Consider the following 26,416-nt stretch of genomic DNA (forward strand, 5'->3'; position numbering starts at 1 on the left):
CTCGTATCTCCTTCAGTGGTCTCGCGAATCAGGTACGAGGTTATACGCCCTGGCTGACAGAGCTCATATTGAAGTCCGGCACCCGCAGGGCGGGCATCGCGGCCCTGGTGAACCAGTCGCTCCACTCACGGGGCAGCGTCTTCTCCGTCCGTCCCGCCTCCGTGGCCCGCCCCAGCAGACCCACCGGCGACTCGTTGAACCGGAAGTTGTTCACCTCGCCCACGACCTCGCCGTTCTCGACGAGGTAGACGCCGTCCCGGGTGAGCCCGGTCAGCAGCAGTGTCGCCGGGTCGACCTCGCGGATGTACCAGAGACAGGTCAGCAGCAGACCGCGCTCGGTCGCGGCGACCATCTCCTCCAGAGAGTGGTCCTCGCCGCCGTCGAGGACGAGGTTGCCGATGGTCGGTGTCACCGGCAGCCCGGTCAGCTCGGCGCTGTGCCGGGTGGTCGACAGATGCCGCAGCTCGCCCTCGTGGATCCAGTCGGTGGCCTTGAGCGGCAACCCGTTGTCGAACACGGAGGCGTCGTCGCCCGAGGAGTGCGTGAGGACGAAGGGAGCGGACTCCAGGCCCGGCTCGTTCGGGTCGCTGCGGAGCGTCAGCGGCAGCTCGGTGAGCCGCTCGCCGATCCGGGTGCCGCCGCCGGGCTTGCTGAAGACGGTCCGGCCCTCGGCCGCGTCCCGGGCGGCGGCCGACCACATCTGGTAGATCAGCAGGTCCGCGACGGCGGTCGGCGGCAGCAGCGTCTCGTAGCGCCCGGCGGGCAGGTCGACGCGCCGCTGCGCCCAGCCCAGCCGTACGGCCAGTTCCGCGTCCAGCGCCGCCGGGTCGACGTCCTTGAAGTCCCGCGTCGAGCGTCCCGCCCACGCCGAACGCGTACGGTCCGGGGACTTGGCGTTCAGCTCCAGCGTGCCGTTCGGCTGGTCGTGCCGCAGCCGCAGCCCCGTCGACGTACCGAGGTAGCTGGAGACGAGCTCGTGGTTGGCGAAGCCGTACAGCTCACGGCCGCCCGCACGCGCGCGTGCGAACGATTCGCCGAGCGCCGGCGCGAAGTCGGCGAAGACGGTGGAGGAGGTCTCGGCGGGCGCGTCCGTGAAGTCCGGGGACTCCGGTACGCCCGTCACCAGCGGTCGGCCGTCCTCGGCCGGACCGGCGCCCCGCGCCGCGGCCTCGGCCGCCCGCACCAGGGGCTCCAGCTCGTCGGCGGTCACGGCCGAGCGCGAGACCACACCGGACGAGGTGCCCTCGCGGCCGTCGACGGTGGCGATCACGGTGAGCGTGCGCCCGCGTGTGACCCCGTTCGTGGTGAGCGCGTTGCCCGCCCAGCGAAGGTTGGCGGTGGACTGCTCGTCGGCGATCACCACACAGCCGTCGGCCCGGGACAGTTCGAGGGCGCGCTCGACGACCTCATGCGGCTTGCTCGTACGGGCGCTCATCGACCGGCCTCCGACGTCGTGTTGAGGATGTTGACACCCTTGAAGAGGGCGGACGGGCAGCCGTGCGACACCGCGGCGACCTGGCCCGGCTGGGCCTTGCCGCAGTTGAAGGCACCACCCAGGACATACGTCTGCGGGCCGCCCACCGCGGCCATCGAACCCCAGAAGTCGGTGGTCGTGGCCTGGTACGCCACATCACGCAGCTGACCCGCGATCCGGCCGTTCTCGATCTTGAAGAAGCGCTGACCGGTGAACTGGAAGTTGTAGCGCTGCATGTCGATGGACCAGGACCGGTCCCCGACCACGTAGATCCCGCGGTCGACGCCCCCGATCAGATCCTCGGTGGACAGCCCGCCGGGGTCCGGCTGGAGCGACACGTTCGCCATCCGCTGCACCGGCACATGCCGGGGGGAGTCGGCGTACGCGCAGCCGTTGGACCGCTCGAAGCCGGTCAGCCGCGCGATCCGCCGGTCCAGCTGGTAGCCGACGAGCGTGCCCTCCTTCACGAGGTCCCACGACTGGCCCTCGACGCCCTCGTCGTCGTACCCGATGGTCGCGAGCCCGTGCTCGGCGGTGCGGTCACCCGTCACGTTCATCAGATCGGAGCCGTACCTGAGCTTGCCGAGCTGGTCGAAGGTGGCGAAGGAGGTACCGGCGTACGCGGCCTCGTAGCCGAGCGCGCGGTCCAGCTCGGTGGCGTGCCCGATGGACTCGTGGATGGTCAGCCACAGGTTGGACGGGTCGACGACGAGGTCGTACATCCCCGCCTCGACGCTCGGCGCCCGCATCTTCTCCGCGAGCAGTCCGGGAATCCGCTCCAGCTCGGAGTCCCAGTCCCAGCCGGTGCCCCGCAGGTACTCCCAGCCGCGCCCGACGGGCGGCGCGATCGTCCGCATCGAGTCGAACTCGCCGCTGGACTCGTCGACGGCCACCGCGGTGAGCTGCGGATGCAGCCGCACCCGCTGCTGCGTGGTCACGGTCCCGGCGGTGTCGGCGTAGAACTTGTTCTCATGCACGGTCAGCAGCGACGCGTCGACATGGTTGACGCCGTCGGCCGCCAGCAGCCGCGCGCTCCAGTCCGCGAGCAGCCCCGCCTTCTCCTCGTCCGGCACGGAGAAGGGATCGATCTCGTACGAGGAGATCCACGTCTTCTCGGCGTGCACCGGCTCCTGCGCCAGCTCCACCCGCTCGTCGGAACCGGCCGCCTTGATCACCTGGGCCGACAGCTTCGCCATCGCCACGGCCTGCGAGGCGACCTTCGCGGCCGCGTCCATCGTCAGATCCACGCCCGACGCGAACCCCCAGGTGCCGCCGTGCACGACCCGCACCGCGTACCCCAGGTCGGTGGTGTCCGACGACCCGGCCGGCTTGGCGTCGCGCAACCGCCAGGACGCGCTGCGCACCCGTTCGAACCGGAAGTCCGCGTGATCGGCGCCCAGCGCCCGCGCCCGCGCGAGCGCGGCGTCGGCGAGTGCGCGCAGCGGTAGCGCCGTGAAGGCTTCGTCGATGGAATGAGGCACCGAGGTCTCCCTGTTGTCGTGGCCCGTCGGGTCCGATCATGTCGCGCCGGCGGGTCCGGCGGCCACGCCTTTGCCGTGACCGGGCGCGTCTTTCGGCCGGGCCCTCGGCTTTCCGGCCGTACCGCCTCGGATTTCTGTAGGGATCCGACAGCACTCACCCGAACCCACTGTTGGTGCCCGATTCTCTGGGAGGCCGGGTGGACCGATAGGTTTTCGAGGAAGGCGCCTGTATTGCAGGGGTTTCAGTCCGCTAACGAAAGGGTGATCCGTTGAGCCGCTCGGTTCTCGTCACCGGAGGCAACCGGGGCATCGGCCTCGCCATCGCCCGCGCATTCGCCGACGCAGGCGACAAGGTCGCGATCACATACCGGTCCGGTGAGCCGCCGGCCGGCTTCCTCGCGGTCAAGTGCGACATCACCGACACCGAGCAGGTGGAGCAGGCCTACAAGGAGATCGAGGCCGAGCACGGCCCGGTCGAGGTCCTGATCGCCAACGCCGGCGTCACCAAGGACCAGCTGCTCATGCGGATGTCCGAGGAGGACTTCACCTCGGTCATCGACACGAACCTCACCGGCACCTTCCGCGTGGTCAAGCGCGCCAACCGTGGCATGCTGCGGGCCAAGAAGGGCCGCGTCGTGCTGATCTCGTCGGTCGTCGGGCTGCTCGGCTCGGCGGGACAGGCGAACTACGCCGCGTCCAAGGCCGCCCTGGTCGGCTTCGCGCGTTCGCTCGCCCGGGAGCTCGGCTCGCGCAACCTCACCTTCAACGTCGTCGCGCCCGGCTTCGTCGACACCGACATGACGCAGTCGCTCACCGAAGAGCAGCGCGCGAACATCGTGTCGCAGGTACCGCTGGGCCGCTACGCGCAGCCCGAGGAGATCGCCGCGACGGTGCGGTTCCTCGCCTCGGACGACGCCTCGTACATCACTGGAGCCGTCATCCCGGTTGACGGCGGACTGGGAATGGGTCACTGATCACCATGAGCGGAATTCTTGAGGGCAAGCGCGTCCTGATCACCGGTGTGCTGATGGAGTCCTCCATCGCCTTCCACACCGCCAAGCTGGCCCAGGAGCAGGGTGCCGAGATCATCCTGACCGCGTTCCCGCGGCCCACGCTGACCGAGCGCATCGCCAGGAAGCTGCCGAAGCCCACCAAGGTCATCGAGCTCGACGTCACCAACGAAGAGCACCTGGCGCGTCTCGCCGACATCGTCGGCGAGGAGCTGGGCGGCCTCGACGGCGTCGTGCACTCCATCGGCTTCGCTCCGCAGGACGCCCTCGGCGGCAACTTCCTCAACACGCCGTTCGAGTCGGTCGCCACGGCCATGCACGTCTCGGCGTTCTCCCTGAAGTCGCTGACCATGGCCTGCCTGCCGCTGATGCAGAACGGCGGCTCCGTCGTCGGCCTCACCTTCGACGCGCAGTACGCCTGGCCGCAGTACGACTGGATGGGTCCGGCCAAGGCCGCCCTGGAGTCCGTGAACCGCTACCTCGCCCGTGACCTGGGCAAGCAGAACGTGCGCTCCAACCTCATCTCGGCGGGCCCGATCGGCTCCATGGCCGCCAAGTCCATCCCGGGCTTCGGCGAGCTCGCCTCCGTGTGGGACTCCCGCGCGCCCCTGGAGTGGGACCTCAAGGACCCCGAGCCGGCCGGCCGCGGTGTCGTCGCTCTCCTGAGCGACTGGTTCCCGAAGACCACGGGCGAGATCATCCACGTGGACGGCGGTCTGCACGCCATCGGCGCGTAAACGCTTACGCACGGGTATTGACGCCCCGTTTCCCGCAGCGCGCGGGGAGCGGGGCGTCGCCCGTTCGGCCCATTCGACCGGGCGGCCCGGACCCCGTGACCCGCACGCTGGGAGAACGCACCGCCCCGCAGCCGTACGGCCGAGGAGGTCCCCTTGTGCGCCTGTCCCGCCGCTTTGCCCCGGTGTTCGCCGCTGTCGCTCTGGTGATGGCCGTGCCGCACGACGCGATGCCCCACCCGCGCTCGGAGGGCGTGAACGAGGGGTCCCGGGGGCCCGACGCACCCCAGCCGTTCGGCGCCGAGTGCCGGACCACCGTCGCCGGCTCCCATGTCGTCGCGTACTGCCACAACCCCTATGTGGGCACCGACCGCGTCCGTCTGCACGTGGAGTGCGCCCGCTGGTGGGACATCGACAGCGACAGCGCTCCCGTCGACGTGGGACCCGCGATGACGGTCAGGCTGACAGGCCGCTGCTGGAAGGAGGTCCGCACGGTCTGGATCACCCACGGCAACTGACGTCCGGCGGCCCCAGCCCACGGCAAGTGACGTCCGGCCGCCCCGTCCCAGGTCTGTGACACCGGGCCGTCGCGGCCTGTGACGGATCTCCGGTCTGTGGCGCCCGGCCGTCGCGGCCTGTGACGGTCCTACGGTTCGTGTTGCCCGACCGTCCCGGCCTGTGGCGGTCCTCCGGTCCGGATGCCCGGCCGTCCCGGCGCGTGACGGCCGGGTCATGACGGCCTTACGGCCCGTGACGTCCGGTCGGCCCCGGCCGTTGCCCCGCGCCTACGCCTTGCCGACCCGGCCGGCCGGGTCGGCACTGGAACGGATAGCTCGCGGCCTCCGCGGCCGCCGCCTCCGCGTCGCCCGTCCTGATCGCGTCGACGAGCCGGGCGTGGTCCATGTACGTCTCCGGAGTCAGCTCCTTGCCGACGTCCTCGCGCAGCCAGTCGCGCAGCACCTCGCCCAGATCCGCGTACATCGCCGTCATCACGTCGTTGTGCGACGCGGCCACCACCGCCAGATGGAAAGTCGCGTCGGCGGCCACGAAGGCCTCGGCGTCGCCCGACTCCCAGGCCTCCTCCCGGCGTACGAGGAGTGCGTCCAGCTGCTTGAGATCGCGCTCGGTGCGCCGCTCGGCGGCCAGCCTGGCGGCGCTCGACTCCAGCGTGGAACGCAGTTCGGCGATGTGCCGCGGGTCGGCGTCCGCGAACCGGCGGTGCATCACTCCCGCCAGCTCGCTGGTCGCCACGACATACGTTCCTGAACCCTGACGGATGTCCAGCAGCCCGTTGTGGGCGAGCGCCCGGACGGCCTCGCGCACGGTGTTGCGGGCGACGCCGAGCTGGTCGACGAGCTCCGGCTCGGTGGGGATACGGGAGCCCACCGGCCACTCGCCCGAGGTGATCTGGTTCCGCAGCTCGGCGATGACCTGCTCGGACAGGGCCGAACGGCGGGGATGGCTCAGCGGCATGACGGTCCTTCGTACGGGCCCGGGTGTGATCGTTCGCGCGGGGCCGGAGGCTCCGGAGATTAACGCAGCGGGATTGGACAGCCAATCATCCCATGATTCTATGATGGGTGGCATGGCCACCGAGGAGACCCGGACGACGATGACGTCCCCAGCGATACGCCCCACCACCGAGAGCACGGCACCGGAAACGCCCGCCACGCGCGCGTGGACGACGCGACTGGTGGTCGTCGGCATCGTCCTCGCCGCACTCAACCTGCGCCCGGCCATCACCAGCCTCGGCGCCCTCCTCGAAGAGGTGCGCGACGGCCTCGGCATGAGCGGCAGCGTCGCCGGACTGCTCACCTCGGTACCGCCTCTGTGCTTCGCCGTCTTCGGCGTGATGGCACCGCGGCTGGCCCGCCGCTTCGGGCCCGCCGCGGTCGTCTGCGCGGGCATGGTCGCCATCACGACGGGCCTGGCCGTGCGCCCGTACCTCGGCGGCACGGCCGGCTTCCTGACCGCCAGCGCGCTCGCGCTCATGGGCATCGCCGTCAGCAACGTCCTGATGCCGGTGATCGTCAAGCGCTGGTTCCCCGACAAGGTCGGCTCCATGACGGGCCTGTACTCGATGGCCCTCGCGCTCGGCACCTCGGCCGCCGCCGCGGTGACCGTCCCCATGACCGACGCCCTCGGAGGCAGCTGGCAGTCCGGTCTCGTGGTGTGGGCGGGGCTCGCGGCGGCAGCCGTCCTCCCGTGGGTTCTGCTGGTACGCGCGCGGGGCACCGATTCCCGCACCGGTGACGGTGGGCCCGCCACTGCCGTGGCAACCCCTACCGGTGGCCGTGGGCCCGCCGCGGCCGACACGGGCCCTACCGGTGACCGCAAGCCTGCCGCTGCCGCCCGCACCGGTGACATCGGCCCCGCCGGTGCCGTCGCCGGCCGGCACGAGCCCGACGGACTGCGCATCACCCGCAGCCGTACGGCCTGGGCGCTCGCCGTCTTCTTCGGCCTCCAGGCCACCGCCGCCTACATCACGATGGGCTGGATGGCACAGATCTTCCGCGACGCGGGCGTCGCCGCGGGCACCGCCGGACTGCTCCTCGCCGTCACCATGGTGATGGGCGTGCCGCTGGCCTTCGTCATCCCGCGCCTCGCCACCCGCCTGCCCCACCAGGGGCCCATCGTGGTCGCCCTCGGCCTCTGCGGACTCGGCGGGTACGCGGGCCTCTATCTGGCCCCGGCGGCGGGCGCCTGGGCCTGGGCCCTGCTGCTCGGCATCTCCAACTGCGCCTTTCCGCTGGCCCTCACCATGGTCGGCATGCGGGCCCGGACCGGTGCCGGTGTCGCCAAGCTGTCGGCGTTCGCCCAGAGCACCGGTTATCTGCTCTCGATCCCGGGCCCGCTGCTCGTGGGTGTGCTCTACCAGCACAGCGGCGGCTGGGGCCTGCCGCTCGCGATGATGGCCGGGCTGATGGTGCCGCAGATCGGCGTCGGCATCCTGGCGGGCCGCAACCGCACGGTGGAGGACGAGGCTGCCGGATGACCGGGTTCCGGGAAACGGGCCCCGGCGGCGGCACGGCCGACGAAGGGTGCGAGACTGGCGGCATGCCTGTGCTCGACCCGAACCCCCAGAACGGCCAGAAGAAGCTGCTGCTCGTGCTCGGCACGATGCTGGCCATCACGGTGATCATCGGCATCATCGCGTCCGTCGCGTCCCCGTGAACGGCGGATCCCCCCGGCCGACAGCCTCACGCTGACCGCCGCCGCACCGGCGCCGTAGCACCCCTCTCGCCCCTCCAGGACTCGCCGTCGCCGAGGCCGAACCGCCTGCGGGCCCGGGGGTAGGGCTAACCCCCCATCCCCTAGGGGGCGAGTGTCAGGGTCAAGTGGGTGGATCACCGGATGGGTTGAGGGCCGCTGAGTCCGTAACTTCGAGTTGTGACCGCGAGACGCGGCCCAGGGACCACTCGAAGACTCACGGAGGCGGCATGTCGGCCCATACACACACCCGGCCCCACCCGGTGACCACGGGCCGCGTGGACATCCGACTGCCCTGGTGGGCCCTCGCCCTGCCCACGCTCGCCTTCATCACCCTGCTGCTCATGATCCTCAATCCGGCGGACGCGCATGCCGCGGGCAGCGACCCGGCGATCACTCACATGTTCGAGCGCGTCCAGCAGACGGTCCTGAACAACACTCCGTGAGCCGCGGAGGCCTCGCCCACCGCCGCACACCCAGGGTCCCGGACCCCGCCGCTCGACCCGCCGCTCGACCCCACCGCTCGACCCAATCGGCGACCACCGGCGATCGGTCCCAACGGTCGCACCCCGGCAATTCATGCCACGCCGGCAGACAGTGCCCCGCGACGGCCCCGGCCACAGCCACCACCCTCGCCACCCCAGCCCTCGCCACCCTGCTCTCGCAACAGGGCGGATCGCCCCACCCCACCCGCCCCGATCGAGCCATCCCGCATCACGCATGTCACACGGACGGACGCCACCCGCAACCCGGGGAGGCCGTTTGACCCTCCAAGGGGTAGGGCATCACCCCTGACGGGGCAGGGCATCACCCCCGCCGGGGGACCGCATCAACTCCCTGCGCCCCATGGCATGTTTCGTGCGAAGCTGGGACGCATGAGCGTCGCAGAACCCCGCAGGATTGTCCTCTTCCGGCATGCGAAAGCCGACTGGCCGCAGATGTCCGACCATGAGCGGCCGCTCGCCGACCGGGGCCGCATGGACGCCGCCGTCGCCGGACGCAGGCTGGCCGACACCGGCATCCCTCTGGACCTGGCCCTTTGCTCCACCGCGATCCGGACCCGCGAGACGTGGAAGCACGCCGTCCAGGAGCTCCCGCACCGGCCGAAAACGGTCTATGAGGAGCGGCTCTACGAAGCCTCGCCGGGCGAGCTGATCGCCGTGCTCAACGAAACCCCGGACGACGCGCACAACGTGATCCTGATCGGTCACAACCCGGGTGTACAAGGCCTCGCCGAGGTCCTGGCGGGCCAGGCCGAGGGTGACACCCGCACGCGTATGAACGCCCATGGCTTCCACACCGCCGCCTTCGCGGTGCTGTCTTTCGACGGTCCCTGGAAGTCCCTGGAGCCCGGATCGGGTGCCCTGACCGACTACTGGGCTCCGACGGAGTGAGCCCACCCCTACGACGGACGGGGGCCCGGCACCGCCACGGTGCCGGGCCCCCGTCCGTCGTAGCGACGTCACTCAGTGAGCGTTGTCGTCCTCATGCATGTCGGCGGCCTCGACCTCTTCACGGGTGACGCCCAGCAGATAGAGGACCGTGTCGAGGAACGGGAAGTTCACCGCGGTGTGCGCGGCCTGGCGTACGACCGGCTTGGCGTTGAACGCGACCCCGAGGCCGGCGGCGTTGAGCATGTCGAGGTCGTTGGCGCCGTCGCCGATCGCCACGGTCTGGGCCAGCGGAACCCCGGCCTCGGCGGCGAACCGGCGCAGCAGCCGTGCCTTGCCCGCCCGGTCCACGATTTCCCCGGTGACCCGGCCGGTCAGCTTCCCGTCGACGATCTCCAGCGTGTTGGCCTGGGCGAAGTCGAGCCCGAGCCGCTCCTTCAGGTCGTCGGTCACCTGAGTGAATCCGCCGGAGACGACACCGACTTGGAAGCCGAGTCGCTTCAGCGTACGAATCAGGGTGCGCGCGCCCGGCGTCAGCCGCACTTCCTCACGCACCTTCTGCACCACCGACGCGTCCAGCCCTTCGAGCAGCGCCACGCGCGCGTGCAGGGACTGCTCGAAGTCCAGCTCGCCCCGCATCGCGGCGGCCGTGACTCCGGCGACCTCGTCCTCGCACCCGGCGTGCGCGGCGAAGAGCTCGATCACCTCGTCCTGGATGAGCGTGGAGTCCACGTCCATCACGACAAGCCGCTGGGCCCGCCGGTGCAGGCCCGCGGCCACCACCGCGATGTCCACACCGAGTGCCGACGCCTCGGTCACCAGCGCGGTGCGCAGCGCCTCGGTCTCCGTACCGGACACGGCGAACTCGACCGCGGTCACCGGGTACTTGGCCAGCCGGAAGATACGGTCGATGTTGCCGCCGGTCTTCGTGATCCGCGCGGCGATGGCGGCCGTCGACTCCGCGGTGAGGGGATGCCCGAGCACCGTGACCAGCGAACGTCCGGATCCGCGCGGGCGGTTGTCACCGAGGCCGGAGATGATCTCCGCCTGCATCTTCATCGATTCCGCCCAGCTGTGGACGGTGGCACGCAGGTCACCTTCGAGGCCGGCGGGCGGCTCGGTCACGAGCGCGCACAGCACGATCCGGCCCCGGGTGACGACCTGCTCGATGTCGACCACGTCGACGGACCAGGCGGCGAGGGTGTCGAAGAGTCCGGCGGTGATGCCCGGACGGTCCTTGCCGAAGATCTTGACAAGAAGAGTGGGCACATCAGAGGTCTGCGAAGCGCTCATGGTGGTCCCACCGTATCCGGCACCCAGTGCCTCGCGCCCGCCCGGTCCGCCTAGCGGACACGGAACACTGGGTGACAGCCGAACGGCACACAGGTGACCAACGGACCACCCCCGCTGCGAGGGGGCGTCCGCCACATCCCACGACAACTCGCCGAACCCGTCGTTTTCCCCTCACCCAGGGTCCCGCGGGCCCCGCAACCTGGGGCTCCGCCCCAGACCCCGCTCCTCAACGCCGGAAGGGCTGAATCCTGGCCCCGCGGCCGAAGAACGCACGGAACGGGCGACGCCCCACGCACCCGCGCGCCCGCACCCGGCCGTGCACGCCCCCGCCGCCCCCCCACGCACCCGCGCTCCTCAACGCCGAGGCCTGCGCGGAGGGGGTGGCGGCCCCTCGTCCGGCGAGGGCGGAACAGACGGCGGCGGAGGAGGCAGCGGCGGCGGCCCGTCCTGCCTCCGCCTCGGCCGGGGCCCGATCGGCCCCACCACGGTAGGCGCCCCGTACACGTCACCCGGCGCCCGAGAACCCCTCGGCGCCCGCCCCCGGTCCTCCGGCTCCCGCAGCTCGTCCGGCACCTTCAGATAGGGATTGGTGTCAGGGTTGGGCGCTCGGTACGACCCCCGAGGCCGGTACGGCCCAGCACTCCCGCCGTCACCCACACCTGCCTCGGCACCCACACCCGTACCGGACCCCCCACCCGTCAAGTCACCCCGTGCCAACCCCGCAGCCCCACTCGCACAGGCCAGCAACGCCCCCACAGCACCGGCGCCCGCCCCCCAGACGGCACCCAGCACCAACGCCACCCCCAGCCGGCCGTGCAACTCGATCCCCGCCCCGAACGCGTCGAACCCGAGTACGGACAGGGAGGCGTCCACCGACACCTCCGTCAGCCACGCGAGCAGCGGCAGGGTCAGCGCCGTCACTACGCCGAGCCGAAGTGCGCAGCGTCCTGCGAACCGCACAGCGCTGTCGCCCCGTACATGTGAGGCACCCGGTGCTCCCGCAGCAGTGGCACTCCCGGCCCGTACAAATGGCGTACGCGCAGCCGTCAGGACGCCCGCGTACAGCATCATCAGGGCGGCAGCCACCCCCAACAGCCATACGCGTCCCTCGAGTTCGGCCAGCCGTCCGAGTGTGACGGGCCGGGACGCATCGACGGTCAGCAGCCTGTCGAGGGGGTCGGGGAGCAGTTTGGCGAGTTCGCCGGTGGCCTTGCCGTCCCAGGGGACGAAGAGCCCGAGGGGGATGCCGAGCCACACACCGTTGGGCGCGCCGAGCAGTGCCGCTCCCGCGATCCGCTTCGGGTGGGCGTCGCCGATCGCCGCGTACGACGCCGCCGCGAGCCCGGCCAGGACGGCGACCAGCAGGACGGCGACGAGCGAGGAGGCGGCCGGCCGCACCACGCGGTGCACGGCGTCCCAGCCGCTCGGCAACGGTGTACGCCGGGAGGCCAGCAGCGCGATCAGCAGCACCCCGGCGGCCCACGCGGCCCCGCCGAGCAGCGTCGGCGCGGTGTCGACGGAGAATCCCACCGCCGCCTTCGCCTTCACGAGGTCGCCGATCTTGCCGGGCAGCAGACCGCCGAGGTCCCCGAGTCCGCCCGGGAGTTTGTCCGTGATGCTGCCGAGCCCGCCGCCATCGCCCGTGACCTTGTCGAGCCCGAGCTTGCCGCCGTCGATCGTGATGACGTCGTGTCCGGCCCAGGCGAGCCCGCCCAGTGTGGCCACGAACAGGACGATCACCGAGCCGGCCCGCGCCAGGAGTTCGGCCGGCGCGATGACAACTCCGGCCCCGCGCAAGGACCGTAGGAAGAACCACGCCATCAGCAGGGCGCCGACCAGTCCGACGCCGAGCGGCGTGATCTGGATGGCGGTGTGCGCCTCCGCTCCCTTCAGTCCGAAGGCCGAGACATTGCCGGACGGCGTCACCGAGCCGTTGGCTCCCAGGGCCACCACCGCGGCGGTCATGGGGCCGAGCGAGCCCGCCGTGTCCGCCCCGAGCAGGTGCAGACCGAGCGCCGCGGTGCCCGCCATGCCGATCAACGCCCAGCTCACGGAGGCGATCGCGGACAACAGCACATCCCCCCACGGCACACTCCTGGTGTTACCTCCGTGGTGCATGGTCCCGATGCTCATCGCCAGACCCCCCGATCCGCGCCGCGGTGTCCCCGCGAATGTCCCCCTCGCGTGGGATTACCACTCTCCGGGCCGGTTTCAACCCCGTCAACGGAAACGGGCAACCCGCCCGTAGTCATCGTTCACAAGGCCCGACTTTCGGTCAGGGGGCCTGTACTGAAATAGTTCCCCACGATGTTCGACATCCCTAGACTCCCTGTGTTGGGGGTAGCTCGGGGGACAACTCAGTGGGGCTGGAGTGCCGGAACTCGTACTGGAATTGAATGGACGGACCTGGACGCTAGACGCGTCCAGGCCTCACACCCTCGGACGTGATCCGCAGGGGGACATCGTGCTCGATGACGCCAGGGTGTCCTGGCGTCACGCCACGATCAGCTGGAACGGCCGTAGTTGGGTCATCGACGACCACGGGAGCACCAACGGCACGTTCGTACAGGGGCAGCGGATCCACCAGTTGGAGATCGGCCCCGGTTCGGCCGTGCACCTCGGCAACGCGACCGACGGACCGCGGCTGAGCGTGTCCGGTGCCGCGGCACCGGTGGCGCAGCCGCAGCAACAGCCGTTCGCGGCGCAGGGTGCGGGCCCCGGCTGGGCTCAGCCGCCGACTCCGCAGACGCCGGAGCCGGTGCAGCAACCGCAGCAGTCGGCGGGCATTCCGCAGCAGCAGGGACCCGGTGGTGGCGCGGGGGCGCCGCCGGTCTACGGCGACCGCAGCCCGACGACCTTCCACCAGTTCTCGCTCGGCCGGGTGATGCGCATAGGTCGTGCGCTGGAGAACGAACTGGTGGTCTCCGACCTCCAAGTCTCCCGCCACCACGCCGAGTTCCACGCGACGCCGGACGGCCGCTTCGAGATCCGCGATCTCGGCTCGCACAACGGCACGTACGTCAACGGTATGCCGATCGCCAAGGGCGGCTCCGCGCTGCTCGGCCCGAACGACATCGTCGGCGTCGGCCACTCGACCTTCCGTCTGGTCGGCGACCGTCTCGAGGAGTTCGTCGACACCGGTGAGGTCTCCTTCTCGGCCCGCCATCTGACGGTCACCGTCGACGGCGGCAAGCAGATCCTCAAGGACGTCTCCTTCGGCGTACCCGAGAAGTCACTCGTCGCGGTCATCGGCCCGTCGGGTTCCGGCAAGTCGACGCTCCTGAAGGCGCTCACGGGCTACCGCCCCGCCAACCAGGGCGACGTCCTCTACGACAACCGGAACCTGTACAAGCAGTTCGCCGAGCTGCGTCAGCGCATCGGTCTGGTCCCGCAGGACGACATCCTGCACAAGGAGCTGACCGTCAAGAAGGCCCTCAAGTACGCGGCCAAGCTGCGCTTCCCCGCGGACACCACGGGCGAGGAGCGCGATGCCCGGATAGACGAGGTGCTGCGCGAGCTGAAGCTGGACATCCACAAGGAGAAGAAGGTCACCTCCCTCTCCGGTGGCCAGCGCAAGCGGGTCTCGGTGGCCCTGGAGCTGCTCACCAAGCCGTCGCTGATCTTCCTGGACGAGCCGACCTCCGGTCTCGACCCGGGCATGGACCGCGATGTCATGCAGCTGCTGCGCGGCCTCGCCGACGACGGCCGTACGGTCCTCGTCGTCACGCACTCGGTGGCGGAGCTCGCGATCTGCGACAAGCTCCTCGTCATGGCGCCCGGCGGCTCCGTCGCCTACTTCGGTCCGCCGGAGGAGGCGCTGAACTTCTTCGGCTACGAGACCTGGGCCGACGTCTTCTCCGCGTTCGAGAACTACCGCGACTACGACTGGGCGGGCCGCTGGAAGGGCTCGCAGCACTACCAGATGTACGCCGCGGACATCGACGCGGTGGCTCCGCAGTCGACCCAGATGCCGTCCGCGCAGGCGATGAAGCCGCCGAAGCCGCAGAGCTGGGGCTCCCAGCTGATGACGCTGATGCGCCGCTATGTCTCGGTGATCGTGTCGGACAAGGGCTTCCTGGCGCTGACGGTGATCCTGCCGGCTGTCCTGGGCTCGGTCAGCCTGCTCATCGACAACGGCAAGACGCTGCTGGTCAACGACAAGATCCTGCCGTCGGGCGCGCATGTCGCGAACGGCACCGCCACGACCGTGCTGCTGATCCTCGCTGTCGGGGCGTGTTTCGCGGGCGCCGCCAACTCGGTCCGTGAGCTGATCAAGGAACGGGTGATCTACGAGCGGGAGCGCGCGACGGGTCTGTCGCGTTCGGCGTACCTGATGTCCAAGGTGATCGTCCTCGGTGTGATCACCATGCTGCAGGGCGCTCTGGTCGGTGCCATCGGCTTCGGCAGCCGTGAGGTGCCGGCCCAGGGGCTGATCCTCAAGAGCCTGCCCAAGGTCGAGCTCACGCTGCCGATCATGGCTCTCGGCTTCGTGTCGATGATGTTCGGCCTGATCATCTCTTCGCTGGTGAAGACCGCGGAGAAGACCATGCCGCTCCTGGTCATGTTCGCGATCGTCCAGGTCGTCTTCACCGGCTGTCTGTTCATCCTGAACGGCACAGTGGGTGTCAACCAGTTCTCGTACCTGATGCCGGCCCGCTGGGCGGTGGCGGCCTCCGGGGCCACGCTGGACCTGAACAACATCTTCCCGAACCAGGACGACCCGACGAGCACGGACCCGCTGTGGAACCACACGGCCGGGGCCTGGACCGTGGACATGATCGCGCTGATCGTCCTCGGTGTCGTCTGCGGCTTCTTCGTGGCCCGCTTCCTGCGCCGCCACGAGCCCGAGGTCATGCGCAAGTAGACGCCCGGGAACGACGCGAGGGCGGCACCCCTGATCGGGGTGCCGCCCTTCGGCGTCTACGTGGGAACTCCGCGCTGAGCCCTCAGTACGCGCTGTTCACGTTGTCCATGGAACCGTACTTGTCGGCCGCGTAGTTGGCGGCGGCGGTGATGTTGGCGACCGGGTTGTAGATGTCCCACGAGGTGCCGGCCACGTGGTACGCCTTGAACGTCGGCGGGATGACCTGCAGCAGGCCCTTCGACGGGATGCCGTTGATGGCGTTGATGTCCCAGTTGTTGATGGCCATCGGGTTGCCTGAGGACTCACGCATGATGTTCTTGTGCAGCCCCTGGTAGGTGCCGGGGATGCCCTTGGCCTTCATGATGTCGAGGGACTCGCGGATCCAGCCGTCGAGGTTGTTCGCGTACGTCTTCGCGGCGACCGTCTCGATCTTGATGCGCTGCGTCGAGCGGCTCGCGACGGCGGCCTTGGCACGCGACGCGGCTGCCTTCTTCTTCGCGGCGGCCTGGGCGGCTGCCTTCTTCTTGGCGGCCGCGGCGTCTACGGCCTTCTTCTTCGCCGCGTCGGCGGTCTTCTTCTTCGCCGCGGCCGCGGAGTCGGTCACGGCCTTCTGCTTCGCCGCGATGGCCTGCGCCTTCAGGTCGGCGCCCGCCAGCGGGCCGGTGACGCCGGCCTTGACGTCCTTGATCTGGTGCTCGCTGTAGGCGACCTGTGCCGTGGGGGCGGCGGCGTCGTCCGTGGTGGTGTGCGAGTTGCCCGGCACCAGGGAGAACGCGAGGGCGGCGGCACCAAGGGTGGCCACACCGGCGATCGAGAGCTTGTGGAGCTTGGTCAGCGTCGGACGATGACCAGGAGTGTTGATGTTCTTGGGCATGACTGATGGACCTCTTCGAATAGCGCGGAGGTCGCTCTTCGTCCCGGCGGGGGGACTGTGTTTCCGGAACAAACGCTGCGGGGGAGAACCCGAGGCGCTGAGCGACAGACGCAATTCTTAGCGGTCGCAAAATGCCCTGGCAAAGCTGTGACCTACGAAGCCAGGTAGTGGACACGGAAGGGGCAAATCGGGGCAGACTGGCACGTCTTCCCTGGTCATCTTGTCCCTTTTATCTCCTATGCTCCTTCGTACGTGACCTGCACCCTATGCGCGGGCTCACAGGGGCTCCAGATCAATCTGACCTGGAGTTGCGGGAGCAATGCTCAGAGTGAGGACTCCGCCGGGAGGATGAGGTGCACGTCCCCGAACTCGTGCCAGAGGTAGCGCCTGCGCAGCGCCTCGTCGTAACCGCGGTCGATCGCGGCCCCTCCCGCGATCGCCTCCAGCATCAGCAGATGCGAGGCCTCCGGCTCGTGCAGCCCGGTCAGCAGCCCGTCGACGGCCCGCACACCCCGCTCCGGGGTCACCACGAGGCCGGTCCAGCCCTTCGCCGCCCGGACCAGCCCGTCCGCGCCGGTCGCGGACTCCACGGCCCGCACGGCCGTCGTACCGACCGCGATGATCCGGCCCCCGCCGGCCCGCGCCGCGTTGATCAGCCGGGCCGACACCGCCGGCACCTCGTACCGCTCCGGGTACGGCGGCTCGTGCGCCTCCGCGGACGCGACCCCCGTGTGCAGCGTGACCGGCGCGAACTGCACGCCGCGGCTCACCAGCTCCGCCACCAGACGCGCGGTGAAGGGGCGCGCCGCGCTCGGCATCTCCGCGCTCCCCGCGCCGTCGCCGGACGGCAGCGCGAACACCGTCTGGTACACGGACAGCGGCTGGTCCCGGTCCGTATAGGAGTAGCGGATGGGCCGCCCGTGCCGCCGCAGCAGTCCCAGGACGTCCGTGTCCGGCACCCGCCCCCACCACAGCCGCGGACTGCCCGCGCTCAGCGGCTCCTCCAGAACGAGGCGTACGTCCCCGGGCAGGCACACCACTGTCCCCGCGGGGCCGCCCGCCCGCGCACGCGTGGTCCCCCTTCCGTCGGGATCCCGCACCTCGACCGCCCACCGACCGTCATCGCCACGCGTGGAGAAATGCACCACCACGCGCGCGTGGCCGATCCGCCCGTCCACGGCCGCCGCCAGGGTGGCCGAGGTGTTCACGATCAGCAGGTCCCCGGCCCTCAGCTGCCGGGGCAGCTCCACGAACGCGTGATGCGACACCTCGGTACCGCGCGACACCAGCAGCCGTACGGAATCCCGGTCGCGGCCGGGACCGCGCTGCTCCGCGGGCACCCGCGCCGACAATTCCTCCGGAACGCTTCTCCACTCCCGGCCGCGCCCGGCCGGAGGAACCCCCATCGCCGTGGTCACCGCTCCTCCAGCAGGGCCGGAGCCGCGTACCGCCCACTGGCCGGCCGTTCGTCGAGCAGGCGCAGAAAGGCCGGAACCACATTGTCCGGCGCCGGCCGCGGACCGTCGTCGTCCGGTACGGCCGCCGCGTAGAGGTCGGTACCCATGTCCCCGGGGTCCACCGCCCACACCCGCAGGCCCCGCTCCTCCTCCGCGAGAACCGCCGAGAGATGGTCGAGAGCGGCCTTCGAGGCGCCGTAACCGCCCCACGTCTCGTACGCCTCCGCCGCGGCGTCCGAGCTGATGTCGACGACCGTGCCCGCCTCGGCCGCCCTCAACAGCGGCAGCGCCTCCTGGATCAGGCCCAGCGCGGCGACCACATTGACCTCCAGGGCCTGCCGCAGCCCGTCCAGGCCCAGCTCCTCCAGACGTACCAGCGGCTCCGCGCCCAGCGCGCTCGCGTTGTTCACGAGCAGGTCGACACCCCCCAGTTTCCGGGCCGCCGCCACCAGCCCGGCACGGTGACCGGCGTCCGTCACGTCCCCGGGCAGGGCCTCCACACGCGTCCCGTACGCGGACAGCGCCGCCGCGGTCTCCTCCAGCACCACGGCCGTTCTGGCGTCGAGCACCAGATCCCAGCCGCGCTCCGCCAGAGCCGCGCCGAGCGCCCTCCCCAGCCCCTTCGAGGCCCCCGTGATGATCGCTACCGGCATGACATCCGTCCCCTCGCTCCGACCGCCTTCCCGGCGGGTGTCCTCACGGTAGGAACCGGGCCCGCCCGGCCGCCTCGTGCGCGGGCCGCAATGATCAGGGGTCCTTCGTCCTAGGCCCAATGGCCCGGCGGGCGCCATCACGGGTCCGATACGCGCTGTCACACCCCGCCGGTAGTTTGGGTTCATGAGTCACGGACCCCGGTCGGGCCTGTACGCGGTGAGCTCCGCGCTGCTGGCCATGAGCAGGCATCTCGAAGTGCGCGACGTCCTCAAGACGATCGTCGCCTCGGCCCGGGAGCTGCTCGACGCGCAGTACGCGGCGCTGGGCGTGCCCGACGACCACGGCGGCTTCGCCCAGTTCGTCGTCGACGGTGTCAGCGACGCGCAGTGGAAGGCCATCGGACCGCTCCCGCGCCAGCACGGCATCCTCGCCGCGATGCTGCGCGAGGCCCGCCCCGAGCGCCTGGCCGATGTGCGCGCGGACCCCCGCTTCGAGGGCTGGCCCGAGGCCCACCCCGACATGTCCGACTTCCTGGGCCTGCCCATCCGCGACGGCGACGAGATCATCGGCGCTCTCTTCCTCGCGAACAAGCTGCGCGCCGAGGGGGGACAGCCGTGCCCCGAACCGGACGGCAGGTGCGGTTTCACCGAGGAGGACGAGGAACTCCTCACGATCCTCGCCCAGCACGCGGCGATCGCCCTGACCAACGCCCGGCTCTACGAACGCAGCCGCGAACTCACGATCGCCGAGGAGCGCTCCCGGCTCGCGCACGAACTGCACGACGCGGTGAGCCAGAAGCTGTTCTCGCTGCGCCTCACCGCGCAGGCCGCCGCCACCCTCGTCGACCGCGACCCCTCCCGCGCCAAGGGCGAACTCCAGCACGTGGCCGCGCTCGCCGCGGAAGCCACCGAGGAACTGCGCGCCGCCGTCATCGAGTTGCGCCCCGCCGCCCTCGACGAGGACGGCCTGGTCGCCACCCTGCGCACCCAGATCCAGGTCCTCGACCGCGCCCACTCCGCGCGCGTGACCTTCTCCAGCCACGGCGTACGAGCGCTGCCCGCCTCCCAGGAGGAGGCCATGCTGAGGGTCTCCCAGGAGGCCCTGCACAACGCGCTGCGGCACTCCGGCGCCACCCGCGTCGACGTCACCCTCGACAGGCGCGGCCCCGGCGCCGTCCTGCACGTCTCCGACGACGGCAGCGGCTTCGACCCCACCGCCATACGCAGCGCCGGCCGCCATCTCGGCCTGGTGTCGATGCGGGACCGGACGAGCGGGGTCGGCGGCACACTCACCGTGGAATCGGCGCCCGGAAAGGGCACCGTGATCGAAATGGAGGTTCCTGGTGGCTGACGCAATCAAGGTGCTGCTCGTCGACGACCACCAGGTTGTCCGCCGGGGACTGCGCACCTTCCTCGAAGTGCAGGACGACATCGAGGTCGTCGGAGAGGCTTCCGACGGGGCCGAAGGCGTCGACCGTGCCGAGGAGTTGAAACCGGACGTCGTCCTGATGGACGTCAAGATGCCGGGGATGGACGGCGTCGACGCGCTGCGCAAGCTCCGCGAACTCGCCAACCCCGCGCGCGTGCTGATCGTCACCAGCTTCACCGAGCAGCGCACGGTGGTGCCGGCCCTGCGCGCGGGCGCCGCCGGGTATGTCTACAAGGACGTGGACCCCGACGCGCTGGCCGGAGCCATCCGTTCGGTCCACGCGGGGCACGTCGTCCTCCAAGCCGAGGTCGCGGGCGCCCTGTTGTCCCAGGAGGAGGTCAACTCGGGCCAGGGGAGAAGCGGTTCGCTCACCGAGCGGGAGCGCGAGGTGCTCGGCCTGATCGCGGACGGCCGCTCCAACCGGGAGATCGCCCGCGCCCTCGTCCTCTCCGAGAAGACGGTGAAGACCCACGTTTCGAACATCCTGATGAAGCTCGACCTCGCCGACCGCACCCAGGCCGCACTCTGGGCCGTCCGGCACGGGATCGCGGACTGATCGTCAGGGGCCGCTCAGCAGCGGGTCCGTGCCCGGCGCACTCCCTGGCGCACGGACGGGACGGTGCCACCGCACGGCAACTCGGAGGGTTCCGCTCCGGGATGAGATTCATACCGTCGTGTGTATGTCACCCGGATGGCGCATCCTCCGTGGAGTCCGGCCGTTCTCCAGTGCGCCGCGGCGGCCTGCCGCGGTGTTCGCGAGGAGGGGTTTCGCAAGTGAAGAACCTGAAGAAGTTCACGGCTGTCGCGATGGTGGCGGGCGGCCTGGTCGCCGCCGGTGCGGGCATGGCTTCGGCGACGGACGGCGCGTCGGCGGCCGGCAAGGCCGTGGGCTCCCCGGGCGTCGTCTCCGGCAACCTCGTCCAGGCCCCGGTCGACGTCCCGGTGAACGCGGTCGGCAACAGCGTGAACGTCATCGGTGCCCTGAACCCGGCCTTCGGCAACCTCGGCCTCAACCGCTGAGGTTCCGCACCGGAACGACCACGACCACCGGCCTTCCAGGGAGTCCCTGGGGGGCCGGTCGGCTTGTCGGCTCATCGGCGGACTGAACCGGACGAGGCGATCGGTACGGCCTTCCCGTGCCGTCCCCGCCTCCCCGGCGTTGCTCAGCGTACGACCCGCGGCAGGGTCGGATCCGTGAACGCAGGAGGAACGTTTCCCATGAACATCGCCAAGAAGGCCGCCCTGGCCGTCACTGTCGCCGGTATCGCCGCGGGCGCCTGTGCCGGTACCGCTGTCGCCGACGCGGGAGCCGAGGGCGCGGCCGCGCAGTCGCCGGGCGTCGGCTCGGGCAACGTCGCCCAGATCCCGGTCCACATCCCCGTGAACGTGGTCGGGAACAGCGTGAACGTCCTCGGAGCCCTGAACCCGGCGTTGGGCAACGCGGGCGTCAACGGCTGAGCCACCACGAGAGACAGGGGCCCCGCGAAGGGAAACGTTTCTCGGGGCCCTTCCGCGTCACACCGGCCGAGTACCGGAGACACCCGGGCGTTCGGGCGCGTGCCCCGCGCAAGGGGCTGTCGTTGGGACCAGGTCGCAGGTCGCAGGTCGCAGGTCGCAGGTCGCAGGTCGCAGGTCGCGGGTGGCAGGTGGCAGGTGGCAGGTGGCCGACGGTGCTTTGTCGGCAAGGCGTGCGTGGGTCCGCTGCGTGCGGCCGGGCGCCGAAGGACCCGAGTGCCCGGGCAAACCGAAGGGCCTGGGCGCACGGAGGCAGGCGCGGCCCGGAACGCGAGCCACGCAAGCCCCCGAGCGGGCAGGGCACCGCAGGTGCCCGTGCGCCCGAGGACCCGGCGAGGCGCGCTCCCGGAAGCGGGGCGCACCAAGGTGCCCGCGCACCTGAGGAACCAGGGCCACGCAAGGCCTCCGCACCCCGCGCTGGGCGGCGCTCAGCGCACCCCGCGCTCGCGTTCCTCCACGAAGGCGTTGTACGCGGCCACCTGCGCCCGCCGGGCCGTCCGCTCCACCGGCCGCAGAGCCTCGGCCCGAGCGGCGATCTCCGACGCGCTCACCGCGCCGCCGTGCCCGCTCTCGTACGCCACGGAAATCAGCATCCCGACCCGCTGGGCCAGCTCCAGGACGCGTACCGCACGCGGCGGGTACCCGGGGGCCAGCACCTCCCGCCCCAGCTCGGTCCGCGCCCGGTACGCCTCGATCGCGGCCGCCGCGACCGGCCCCGACCCGGCCACGTCCAGCCGTGACAGCACGTCCGTCGCGTCGCGGAGGGCCTCCGCCAGTTCCCGCTCGGCCTCCCCGAGCGAGGGCACATCGGCGGGCGACGCCTCGCGTACGGCAAGGCAGTGCCAGACGACCTCGACATGCATATCGCCGACGGGCCCGGCCTCGTACACCTCCGGCACGAGCCCCAGCGCACCGCCGTGACAGACCACGGCCTCCTCGGCGTCGAGGGCGCGCGCGTTGAACGCGGGCGGTCCGCTGAGCCCGAGTGGATGGCCCGGCGCGGGCAGCGCGACCCGCAGCCCGGTCACCCCGAGCGTGCGCAGCCGGCCGAGGGCGAGCGTGAGCCCGACGGGCCCCGACTCACCGGGCAACCCCTCGACCCGGTGCACCGCGTCGTCCCCGACGATGGCGAGCACGGCGTCGTCCGGAGAAACAAGTCCGGCCAATAGGGCATTTCCCCATGCTGCCAGCTGTCCTGAGCGTGGTTCCGAGAGCATGCCCCCACCCTAAGGACCGGCCGATGGATCGGTGCGGCCGACCGGTGGCGTAGGTTTTCCCTGGGGGCTTCGTCCACAGACGTAAGCGACGGCCGAGACTGCAATGGGAGACAACGCGCTCATGAGCGATGTACTGGAGCTGGTGGACGTATCCGTGGTCCGCGAGGGCCGGGCTCTGGTGGACCAGGTCTCCTGGTCGGTCAAGGAGGGGGAGCGCTGGGTCATCCTCGGCCCCAACGGCGCCGGGAAGACGACCCTCCTGAACGTCGCCTCCAGCTACCTTTTCCCCAGCTCGGGCACCGCCACGATCCTCGGTGAGACCCTCGGCCAGGTCGACGTCTTCGAGCTGCGCCCGCGCATCGGCATCGCCGGTATCGCGATGGCCGAGAAGCTCCCCAAGCGCCAGACGGTCCTGCAGACGGTCCTCACCGCCGCGTACGGCATGACCGCCGGGTGGCACGAGGACTACGAGGACATCGACGAGCAGCGCGCCCGCGCCTTCCTCGACCGCCTCGGCATGAGCGACTACCTGGAGCGCAGGTTCGGCACCCTCTCCGAGGGCGAGCGCAAGCGCACCCTGATCGCCCGCGCGCTGATGACCGACCCCGAACTGCTGCTCCTCGACGAGCCCGCGGCCGGCCTCGACCTCGGCGGCCGCGAGGACCTCGTGCGCCGCCTCGGCCGGCTCGCCCGCGACCCGATCGCCCCCTCCATGATCATGGTCACGCACCACGTCGAGGAGATCGCCCCCGGCTTCACCCACGTCCTGATGATCCGTCAGGGCAAGGTGCTCGCCGCCGGCCCGCTGGAACTCGAACTCACCTCGCGCAACCTCTCCCTCTGCTTCGGCCTCCCGCTCGTCGTCGAGCAGGTCGGCGAGCGCTGGACCGCGCAGGGCCTCCCGATGGCCTGAACCGCGGCAGCATGCGGACGCACACCCCTCACCCGGCGTACCCGACTTGATCGTGCGCTCTGTCCGCCGGGGGAGCGCGGTCCTACCATGACCACGTGAACGACATCAACGCATGGGTGTGGTGGCTGGTCGGGGCGGCCGGACTCGGTATCCCGCTCGTGGTGACCGCGATGCCGGAGTTCGGCATGCTCTCCGTGGGCGCCGTCGCCGCGGCGGTCGCGGCGGGCCTCGGCGGTGGTGTCGTCCTCCAAGTGCTCGTCTTCGTGGCCGTGTCGGTCGCGCTCATCGGAGTCGTACGCCCCATCGCCGCCCGGCACAGCGCCCAACGGCCCCAACTCGCCACCGGCATCGAGGCGTTGAAGGGCAAGCAGGCCATCGTCCTGGAACGCGTGGACAGTTCGGGCGGGGGCCGCATCAAGCTCGGCGGAGAGATCTGGTCGGCGCGCGCCCTCGACGCCGGGCAGGCCTACGAGGTGGGCCAGGAAGTGGATGTCGTGGACATCGACGGAGCCACGGCGATCGTCATGTGACCTCGTACAACGCAAGTGAACCGAACGCCCCACGTGGCAGACGACGTTCTGTCACACTCGTCCAGCAAGATCTTCAACACCCATAAGATCTTTCGGAATTACCGAGTGGAGAAGGGTACGGGGAGCATCGATGGAACCGATCATCATCGTCCTGATCATTCTGGTGGTGTTGGTCTTCATCGCCCTGATCAAGACCATCCAGGTCATCCCGCAGGCCAGCGCCGCCATCGTCGAGCGCTTCGGCCGCTACACGCGGACACTGAACGCCGGCCTGAACATCGTCGTCCCGTTCATAGACTCGATCCGCAACCGCATCGACCTGCGTGAACAGGTCGTCCCGTTCCCTCCGCAGCCGGTGATCACCCAGGACAACCTGGTCGTCAACATCGACACCGTCATCTACTACCAGGTCACCGACGCGCGAGCCGCGACGTACGAGGTCGCCAGCTACATCCAGGCGATCGAGCAGCTCACCGTCACCACCCTCCGCAACATCATCGGCGGAATGGACCTGGAGCGGACCCTGACCTCCCGCGAGGAGATCAACGCGGCCCTGCGCGGCGTCCTCGACGAGGCCACCGGCAAGTGGGGCATCCGCGTCAACCGCGTCGAGCTGAAGGCGATCGAACCGCCCACCTCCATCCAGGACTCGATGGAGAAGCAGATGCGCGCCGACCGGGACAAGCGTGCCGCGATCCTCACCGCGGAGGGCATCCGCCAGTCGCAGATCCTCACCGCCGAGGGCGAGAAGCAGTCCGCGATCCTGCGCGCCGAGGGCGAGGCCAAGGCCGCGGCCCTGCGCGCCGAGGGCGAGGCCCAGGCCGTCCGTACGGTCTTCGAGGCCATCCACGCCGGAGACCCGGACCAGAAGCTCCTCTCCTACCAGTACCTCCAGATGCTCCCGAAGATCGCCGAGGGCGACGCCAACAAACTCTGGATCGTGCCCAGCGAGATCGGCGACGCACTCAAGGGCCTCAGCGGCGCCATGGGCAACTTCGGCGGACTGGGCGGCGGTTCGGGCAACCGGGGATCCTCCAGGGACTCCGGCGGTGGCGGCAACGAACGCCGCGAGAAGCCGTCCATCACGGACTGATGCCGTACGACGACGGGGCCCACCTCCAGCGGGAGGCGGGCCCCGTCGTCGTACGGGCTACGCGGCCGGCTGAGCCAGCCACTCCGGCAGCGCGTCGAAGTCGTCCTGGCCGAGCGCCAGCAGCATGGCGTCCGCGGGCGTCGGCTCGAACGGCTGCCGCAGCAAGGGCATCTGGGCCTGCTCCGGAGTACGGTCGGCCTTGCGGTGATTGTCCTCCGCGCAGGAGGCGACCGTGTTCAGCCACGAGTCCTGACCGCCCTGGGCACGCGGGACCACGTGGTCCACGGTCGTGGCCCGGCGGCCGCAGTAGGCGCACCTGTGCCGGTCGCGTACCAGCACACCCCGCCTCGACCACGGCGCTTGTCTTCGGAACGGCACCCTGACGTAGCGGCAGAGCCTGATCACCCGGGGCACAGGTATGTCCAACGCCGCGCCGCGCATGCGCAGTTCGGGGTGAGTCTGCTCGACGACGGCCTTGTCCGTCAGCACCAGAACGACGGCTCGGTTCAACGTCACCGTCGACAACGGCTCAAAGCTCGCGTTCAGTACCAGCGTGTCCCGCATCCAGCCCACCTCCTGTGCGCACCGGCCCACCTGCGGCGGGCTGGGATCAACTCTGGCCGGGCACGCCGAGATGGACAACGCAATAAAAAATGCCCGCCCCTGATCACTTCCATGACCAGAGGCGGGCAAACGTTCGGTGAACGTCAGTCTGCGGCGGGAGAGGCGTACTCACCGATCAACTGGGCGCGCGCCAGCGTGTGGAACCGGAGGTTGAAGCCCACCACGGCGGGCGACACCTCCGCGTCGGGACCGAGCTTCTCCTGGTCCACCGCGTACACCGTGAAGACGTACCGGTGCGCGGGATCCCCGGCCGGCGGCGCGGCGCCACCGAAGTCCCTGGACCCGTAGTCGTTGCGCACCTGGACCGCGCCGTCGGGCAGACCCTCGAACTTGCCGCTGCCCGCGCCCGTCGGCAGCTCCGTCACCGAGACCGGGATGTCGAACACCACCCAGTGCCAGAATCCGCTCCCCGTCGGGGCGTCCGGATCGAAGCACGTCACGGCGAAGCTCTTGGTCTCCGCCGGAAAGCCCTCCCAGCTCAGCTGCGGCGAGGTGTTCCCGGCCGCGTAGACCTGCGCGTCCTTCAGTACGGCGCCCGGCTCGACATCCTCGCTGGCGACCGTGAACGCCGGCACCGGCGGATGGAAGTCGTGCGGGAGCGGCGGCCTCTTGAGCTCGGTCACGTCAGTACCTCCTGAACGGCGGATTCCGTGC

Annotated in this window: 26 protein-coding genes; 15 read left to right on the top strand and 11 right to left on the bottom strand. The window is 70.5% G+C overall.

Annotated features, from left to right (window positions below):
• Positions 1-40: 40 nt before the first annotated feature.
• Positions 41-1,435, bottom strand: a complete 1,395-nt coding sequence (locus ACZ4N5_RS34825; RefSeq protein ID WP_467761027.1) for a metallopeptidase TldD-related protein — start codon at positions 1,433-1,435, stop codon at positions 41-43.
• Entirely contained in the window at positions 1,432-2,955 is a 1,524-nt protein-coding gene (locus ACZ4N5_RS34830; RefSeq protein WP_467761028.1) for a TldD/PmbA family protein, read from the bottom strand. The genes ACZ4N5_RS34825 and ACZ4N5_RS34830 overlap by 4 nt, the downstream gene beginning before the upstream one ends.
• Before the next feature lie 269 nt (positions 2,956-3,224).
• On the opposite strand from ACZ4N5_RS34830, the gene fabG reads away from it, so the two are divergent.
• The 3 genes from fabG to ACZ4N5_RS34845 all read left to right on the top strand — a co-directional run bounded on the left by fabG (position 3,225) and on the right by ACZ4N5_RS34845 (position 5,217).
• The gene (fabG, locus tag ACZ4N5_RS34835) at positions 3,225-3,929 is read left to right on the top strand and encodes a 3-oxoacyl-[acyl-carrier-protein] reductase (RefSeq protein ID WP_467761029.1); all 705 of its coding nucleotides are present in this window, start codon (positions 3,225-3,227) and stop codon (positions 3,927-3,929) included.
• Positions 3,930-3,934: 5 nt separating this feature from the next.
• Complete coding sequence (gene fabI, locus ACZ4N5_RS34840) at positions 3,935-4,702, top strand: enoyl-ACP reductase FabI (protein WP_467761030.1); 768 nt, start codon at positions 3,935-3,937, stop codon at positions 4,700-4,702.
• A 155-nt stretch (positions 4,703-4,857) separates the two neighbouring features.
• Positions 4,858-5,217, top strand: a complete 360-nt coding sequence (locus ACZ4N5_RS34845; RefSeq protein WP_467761031.1) for a hypothetical protein — start codon at positions 4,858-4,860, stop codon at positions 5,215-5,217.
• A gap of 223 nt (positions 5,218-5,440) precedes the next feature.
• Here the strand turns inward: ACZ4N5_RS34845 and ACZ4N5_RS34850 are convergent, their stop codons facing one another.
• Positions 5,441-6,172 (bottom strand): FadR/GntR family transcriptional regulator, encoded by a 732-nt coding sequence (locus tag ACZ4N5_RS34850; protein ID WP_467761032.1) that lies wholly within the window; start codon positions 6,170-6,172, stop codon positions 5,441-5,443.
• A 112-nt stretch (positions 6,173-6,284) separates the two neighbouring features.
• On the opposite strand from ACZ4N5_RS34850, the gene ACZ4N5_RS34855 reads away from it, so the two are divergent.
• The 4 genes from ACZ4N5_RS34855 to ACZ4N5_RS34870 all read left to right on the top strand — a co-directional run bounded on the left by ACZ4N5_RS34855 (position 6,285) and on the right by ACZ4N5_RS34870 (position 9,303).
• Positions 6,285-7,694, top strand: a complete 1,410-nt coding sequence (locus ACZ4N5_RS34855; RefSeq protein WP_467761033.1) for a CynX/NimT family MFS transporter — start codon at positions 6,285-6,287, stop codon at positions 7,692-7,694.
• A 62-nt stretch (positions 7,695-7,756) separates the two neighbouring features.
• Positions 7,757-7,873, top strand: a complete 117-nt coding sequence (locus tag ACZ4N5_RS34860; RefSeq protein ID WP_467761034.1) for an SGM_5486 family transporter-associated protein — start codon at positions 7,757-7,759, stop codon at positions 7,871-7,873.
• A gap of 266 nt (positions 7,874-8,139) precedes the next feature.
• On the top strand, positions 8,140-8,355 hold the full coding sequence (locus ACZ4N5_RS34865; protein ID WP_467761035.1) for a hypothetical protein: 216 nt from the start codon (positions 8,140-8,142) through the stop codon (positions 8,353-8,355).
• 429 nt (positions 8,356-8,784) lie between these two features.
• On the top strand, positions 8,785-9,303 hold the full coding sequence (locus ACZ4N5_RS34870) for a SixA phosphatase family protein (protein WP_467761036.1): 519 nt from the start codon (positions 8,785-8,787) through the stop codon (positions 9,301-9,303).
• A 72-nt stretch (positions 9,304-9,375) separates the two neighbouring features.
• Here ACZ4N5_RS34870 and serB read toward each other — a convergent pair whose 3' ends face one another.
• Together serB and ACZ4N5_RS34880 are read right to left on the bottom strand one after the other, a co-directional pair.
• Positions 9,376-10,593, bottom strand: coding sequence for a phosphoserine phosphatase SerB (serB, locus tag ACZ4N5_RS34875; protein ID WP_356782493.1), 1,218 nt, complete (start codon positions 10,591-10,593; stop codon positions 9,376-9,378).
• A 354-nt stretch (positions 10,594-10,947) separates the two neighbouring features.
• Positions 10,948-12,711, bottom strand: coding sequence for a streptophobe family protein (locus tag ACZ4N5_RS34880; RefSeq protein ID WP_467761037.1), 1,764 nt, complete (start codon positions 12,709-12,711; stop codon positions 10,948-10,950).
• A 253-nt stretch (positions 12,712-12,964) separates the two neighbouring features.
• Here ACZ4N5_RS34880 and ACZ4N5_RS34885 point away from each other — a divergent pair, with 253 nt between their 5' ends.
• Entirely contained in the window at positions 12,965-15,457 is a 2,493-nt protein-coding gene (locus tag ACZ4N5_RS34885; RefSeq protein ID WP_467761038.1) for an ABC transporter ATP-binding protein/permease, read from the top strand.
• A gap of 82 nt (positions 15,458-15,539) precedes the next feature.
• Here the strand turns inward: ACZ4N5_RS34885 and ACZ4N5_RS34890 are convergent, their stop codons facing one another.
• The 3 genes from ACZ4N5_RS34890 to ACZ4N5_RS34900 form a co-directional block, all read right to left on the bottom strand.
• Complete coding sequence (locus tag ACZ4N5_RS34890) at positions 15,540-16,331, bottom strand: transglycosylase SLT domain-containing protein (protein ID WP_467761039.1); 792 nt, start codon at positions 16,329-16,331, stop codon at positions 15,540-15,542.
• Positions 16,332-16,654: 323 nt separating this feature from the next.
• Positions 16,655-17,749 carry an S-adenosylmethionine:tRNA ribosyltransferase-isomerase gene (locus ACZ4N5_RS34895; protein ID WP_467761040.1) on the bottom strand — a complete coding sequence of 365 codons (1,095 nt, stop codon included), beginning with the start codon at positions 17,747-17,749 and terminating at the stop codon, positions 16,655-16,657.
• Positions 17,746-18,441, bottom strand: a complete 696-nt coding sequence (locus ACZ4N5_RS34900) for an SDR family NAD(P)-dependent oxidoreductase (RefSeq protein ID WP_467761041.1) — start codon at positions 18,439-18,441, stop codon at positions 17,746-17,748. Before ACZ4N5_RS34900 ends, ACZ4N5_RS34895 begins: the two co-directional genes overlap by 4 nt.
• Before the next feature lie 184 nt (positions 18,442-18,625).
• Between ACZ4N5_RS34900 and ACZ4N5_RS34905 the strand changes: the two genes are divergently transcribed.
• From ACZ4N5_RS34905 to ACZ4N5_RS34920, 4 genes are all read left to right on the top strand, one after another.
• On the top strand, positions 18,626-19,792 hold the full coding sequence (locus ACZ4N5_RS34905; RefSeq protein ID WP_467761042.1) for a GAF domain-containing sensor histidine kinase: 1,167 nt from the start codon (positions 18,626-18,628) through the stop codon (positions 19,790-19,792).
• Positions 19,785-20,426, top strand: coding sequence for a response regulator (locus tag ACZ4N5_RS34910; protein WP_401324845.1), 642 nt, complete (start codon positions 19,785-19,787; stop codon positions 20,424-20,426). The genes ACZ4N5_RS34905 and ACZ4N5_RS34910 overlap by 8 nt, the downstream gene beginning before the upstream one ends.
• A gap of 218 nt (positions 20,427-20,644) precedes the next feature.
• Positions 20,645-20,890 (top strand): chaplin, encoded by a 246-nt coding sequence (locus ACZ4N5_RS34915; RefSeq protein ID WP_467761043.1) that lies wholly within the window; start codon positions 20,645-20,647, stop codon positions 20,888-20,890.
• A gap of 198 nt (positions 20,891-21,088) precedes the next feature.
• Positions 21,089-21,328 (top strand): chaplin family protein, encoded by a 240-nt coding sequence (locus ACZ4N5_RS34920; protein ID WP_467761044.1) that lies wholly within the window; start codon positions 21,089-21,091, stop codon positions 21,326-21,328.
• A 485-nt stretch (positions 21,329-21,813) separates the two neighbouring features.
• On the opposite strand, the gene ACZ4N5_RS34925 is transcribed toward ACZ4N5_RS34920, so the two are convergent.
• Entirely contained in the window at positions 21,814-22,602 is a 789-nt protein-coding gene (locus ACZ4N5_RS34925; protein WP_467761045.1) for a hypothetical protein, read from the bottom strand.
• 121 nt (positions 22,603-22,723) lie between these two features.
• On the opposite strand from ACZ4N5_RS34925, the gene ACZ4N5_RS34930 reads away from it, so the two are divergent.
• The 3 genes from ACZ4N5_RS34930 (at position 22,724) to ACZ4N5_RS34940 (ending at position 25,138) form a co-directional block, all read left to right on the top strand.
• A complete protein-coding gene (locus ACZ4N5_RS34930) occupies positions 22,724-23,515 on the top strand; it encodes an ABC transporter ATP-binding protein (protein WP_467761046.1) in 792 nt (263 codons plus the stop codon).
• A 95-nt stretch (positions 23,516-23,610) separates the two neighbouring features.
• Entirely contained in the window at positions 23,611-24,045 is a 435-nt protein-coding gene (locus ACZ4N5_RS34935) for an NfeD family protein (RefSeq protein ID WP_355843881.1), read from the top strand.
• 130 nt (positions 24,046-24,175) lie between these two features.
• Positions 24,176-25,138, top strand: coding sequence for an SPFH domain-containing protein (locus ACZ4N5_RS34940; RefSeq protein WP_467761047.1), 963 nt, complete (start codon positions 24,176-24,178; stop codon positions 25,136-25,138).
• A 57-nt stretch (positions 25,139-25,195) separates the two neighbouring features.
• Here the strand turns inward: ACZ4N5_RS34940 and ACZ4N5_RS34945 are convergent, their stop codons facing one another.
• Both ACZ4N5_RS34945 and ACZ4N5_RS34950 read right to left on the bottom strand, forming a co-directional pair.
• Positions 25,196-25,702, bottom strand: coding sequence for an HNH endonuclease (locus ACZ4N5_RS34945; RefSeq protein WP_467761048.1), 507 nt, complete (start codon positions 25,700-25,702; stop codon positions 25,196-25,198).
• A 143-nt stretch (positions 25,703-25,845) separates the two neighbouring features.
• Positions 25,846-26,385 carry a YbhB/YbcL family Raf kinase inhibitor-like protein gene (locus ACZ4N5_RS34950; RefSeq protein ID WP_467761049.1) on the bottom strand — a complete coding sequence of 180 codons (540 nt, stop codon included), beginning with the start codon at positions 26,383-26,385 and terminating at the stop codon, positions 25,846-25,848.
• Positions 26,386-26,416 lie beyond the last annotated feature (31 nt).

The sequence above is a fragment of the Streptomyces sp. NPDC026500 genome (genome assembly GCF_055567635.1).